Below are 2,627 nucleotides of genomic sequence, written 5' to 3'. Positions count from 1 at the left end.
GTACTTTCCTTGAGTTCCCGTTCGATCAAGTGCCGGGGCAGCCACGCAAACCCCAGACCGCTGCTGACGAAGGTTGCGGCGGTGGCCAGGCTGCCGACGGTCCAGCGCTGTTCGGCACCGAGCCAGCCGACGTCCCGTGGTTGCTGGCGCCCCGAGTCGCGGATCACCACCTGCATCTGGCTTTCCAGGTCCTGGAAGCTCAGTTCGCGGTTGAGGCGGTGCAGGGGATGCTCCGGGTGGGCGACGGCGACGAACTCGACGTCGCTCAATTCCGCGCCCAGGTAACCGGGAATACTGAACCCTGTGATGGCCAGGTCGGCCACGCCTTCGAGCAGGACTTCCTCCACCCCCGACAGCACTTCCTCACGCAGGCGTACCCGGCAGCCACGGCTTTGCGGCATGAACGCGGTCAAGGCGCGCACGAGGCGGGCGCTTGGGTAAGCGGCATCGACCACCAGGCGCACTTCGGCTTCCCAGCCCTGCTCCATGTGATGGGCCAGGTCTTCCAGCTGACTGGCCTGTTTCACCAGTTGCCGGGAACGGCGCAACAGCACACCGCCGGCTTCGGTCAGCACGGCCTTGCGTCCGTCGATGCGCAGCAACGGCACGCCAAGCTGATCCTGCATGCGTGCCACGGTGTAGCTGACCGACGATTGCGAACGATGCAGCGCCTCGGCGGCCTGGGCGAAACCACCGTGATCGACCACGGCTTGCAGCGTTCGCCATTGATCAAGGGTCACGCGGGGCGCTTTCATGTGGAGCTCCTCTTGTCCTAAGCTGGCAGCCCTTATTGGAGGCTGCTGAATGAAAAAATTCTGTTGTGTGCTGCTGGCGCTGCTGCCGCTGACGGCGATGGCTTACCCGATCGATGTGAAGAAAGACCTCAACGGCATGAAGATCGATTATCAGACCTACGACACGGATAGCGACATCGGCTCCATTCAGGTGGCCAACTACGGTGACGTCGATGCGAGCTGCAAGGCCGTTTTCATCAATGGCCCTGAAGCTCCGCGCACCCGCAAGATCGACGTACTGGCCGGCAAGCACAAAAATGCCACCGTCAAATTCACCCGCAGCATCATCAAGCTGCGCATCGAGCTGACCTGCACCCCGAAATGAAGCCCGGCTCTTCTGTAGGAGCGAGCTTGCTCGCGATGCGGTGGGTCAATCGACACCACTGTGTCTGATACACCCTCGCGAGCAAGCTCGCTCCTACAGAGGCAGGGAATGCTGAGCTTATAAACGAATTTATTGATGGGTTATAGCAGTTATTTGCGCTTTTTCATCGATATGACTCTGTTTAACCTTCACTCCATCGACCTACAGCATTCTCAGATGGAGGCTACATCCCATGTCCCGCGTTCTGATCATCGAAAGCAGTGCCCGTCAGCAAGACTCGGTTTCCCGTCAACTGACCCAGACCTTCATCAGCCAGTGGAAAGCCGCTCACCCGAACGACCAGATCACCGTCCGCGACCTGGCCGTCAAGCCGGTGCCACACCTGGACATCAACCTGTTGGGTGGCTGGATGAAACCCGCCGAGCAGYGCAGCGACATCGAACAGGCTTCCCTGGAACGCTCCAACCAGTTGACCGACGAATTGCTCGCCGCCGATGTACTGGTGATGGCCGCACCGATGTACAACTTCGCCATCCCCAGCACCCTGAAAGCCTGGCTCGACCATGTGCTGCGTGCCGGCGTGACCTTCAAGTACACCGAAACCGGCCCGCAAGGCCTGCTCAGCGGCAAGCGTGCCTATGTGTTAACGGCTCGCGGCGGCATCTATGCCGGCAGCACCGCCGATCACCAGGAACCGTACCTGCGCCAGGTCATGGGCTTCATCGGCATCCACGACGTGACGTTCATCCACGCCGAAGGCATGAACCTGGGCGGTGACTTCCAGGAGAAAGGCCTGAACCAGGCGAACGCCAAGCTTTCGCAAGTGGCCTGACCGGTTAATCGCCAGATAATCGCTGGATGGTCTAGTGGCCTGGCGCAACCCTTCAAGCCTGTACGCGCATCGAACCTCCCTTCGCACTTGTTGCTCCTGAGTGCTCTGGCCCGATTGAACGCTTTAGCGAGATCGGGCTTTTTTTTGCCTGCGATTCAGGAAACACMGATAAACCCTGTGGGAGCGAGCTTGCTCGCGATTGCGGTGGATCAGTCAACATCACTTTCGACTGACACTCCGTCATCGCGAGCAAGCACGCTCCCACAGGTTTTTGCGTTTTTTCAGACAGCTTTCGGGGATCGCGATTCAAGGCAAAAACCGCTATCGTCGCCGCCATTCGAAATGAGGCGAGCATGGGCTATCTACTTTTTGTCACGCTGATCCAGGCGTTTTCCTTCAGTTTGATCGGCGAATACCTGGCCGGTCATGTCGACAGTTACTTTGCCGTGCTGGTACGCGTGCTGCTGGCAGGGCTGGTGTTCATCCCGCTGACCCGCTGGCGCTCGGTGGAGCCGGCATTCATGCGCGGCATGCTGCTGATCGGCGCGTTGCAGTTTGGCGTGACCTACGTCTGCCTGTACCTGAGCTTTCGTGTACTGACGGTGCCGGAAGTGTTGCTGTTCACCATCCTCACGCCGCTGCACGTGACCCTGATCGAAGATGCGCTCAACCGTCG

Annotated in this window: 3 protein-coding genes and 1 pseudogene; 3 read left to right on the top strand and 1 reads right to left on the bottom strand. The window is 59.7% G+C overall.

Annotated elements, in window-relative coordinates; all coding sequences use genetic code 11:
• The coding region (locus tag ACXRVY_RS23440; protein ID WP_458238364.1) for a LysR family transcriptional regulator at window positions 1-755 on the bottom strand (755 nt) is incomplete at its 3' end.
• A gap of 49 nt (window positions 756-804) precedes the next feature.
• Here ACXRVY_RS23440 and ACXRVY_RS23435 point away from each other — a divergent pair.
• The 3 genes and pseudogenes from ACXRVY_RS23435 to ACXRVY_RS23425 form a co-directional block, all read left to right on the top strand.
• Window positions 805-1,119 carry a 3-phosphoglycerate kinase gene (locus tag ACXRVY_RS23435; RefSeq protein WP_223462103.1) on the top strand — a complete coding sequence of 105 codons (315 nt, stop codon included), beginning with the start codon at window positions 805-807 and terminating at the stop codon, window positions 1,117-1,119.
• A gap of 232 nt (window positions 1,120-1,351) precedes the next feature.
• Window positions 1,352-1,951 (top strand): FMN-dependent NADH-azoreductase, encoded by a 600-nt coding sequence (locus ACXRVY_RS23430; protein WP_458238363.1) that lies wholly within the window; start codon window positions 1,352-1,354, stop codon window positions 1,949-1,951.
• Window positions 1,952-2,304: 353 nt separating this feature from the next.
• Window positions 2,305-2,627 (top strand): annotated as a pseudogene (locus ACXRVY_RS23425) (hypothetical protein); the annotation flags it as partial.

Source organism: Pseudomonas sp. P5_A2_2 (genome assembly GCF_054177685.1).
Note: the sequence above shows the minus strand (reverse complement) of the source record. Positions and strands in the feature narration are given on the sequence as shown.